Source organism: Vibrio sp. YT-19(2023), assembly GCF_033337395.1.
This window is the reverse complement of the sequence record NZ_JAWOQN010000968.1, coordinates 1-552: the sequence shown is the minus strand read 5'-3', so window position 1 is coordinate 552 and position 552 is coordinate 1. Positions and strand designations below refer to the sequence as shown.

The window sequence follows — 552 nt, the reverse complement described above, 5'->3', positions numbered from 1 at the left end:
GTGCGTTTGTCACGTTCCTCAATGACAACCACTTCATCTTGTTCTTCAATATTTTTTTGAGAAGTCACCGTATATTACTCCAAGGACTCTTCTATCTTGCTAGCGAATCAGTTCCGCAATCACAATGGATGCGGTATAAATCAGGAATGCGCCAATCAATGTTATGACGGTCGCTTTTTGGACTTTTTCATTGGTTCGATAACGGAATAGCACAAACGCTACAACTATCAATACCGCAATGGCTAACAATCTGGTCATACAGCCTCCTTGTCCAATCGCGTAAAACTGACTAACTCCCGAGACAGTTTCACAAAAGTTTATTGTAACTCATTTCTACGTTACGCAAGGTCAACTTAGCGTAGATTTTCATCCGCGTGCGCTAGATTGGATCAATTTTGTGCTCTTAATTGAATAACTTACCTAAGGCCCACTGGCGATGCATTACCAAAGATTATGTTGGTAAGTGAGAATATTACCAATAGAAATAGTATCAATTCCCTACTCTACTCAACAAACCTATATCCAGTACGCCATAAAAATACCTTTTGTTCA

At 39.5% G+C, this 552-nt stretch carries 1 protein-coding gene; it reads right to left on the bottom strand.

Annotated elements, in window-relative coordinates:
• Window positions 1–99: 99 nt before the first annotated feature.
• Complete coding sequence (locus tag R7E78_RS29470) at window positions 100–258, bottom strand: hypothetical protein (RefSeq protein ID WP_005477734.1); 159 nt, start codon at window positions 256–258, stop codon at window positions 100–102.
• Window positions 259–552: the final 294 nt, after the last annotated feature.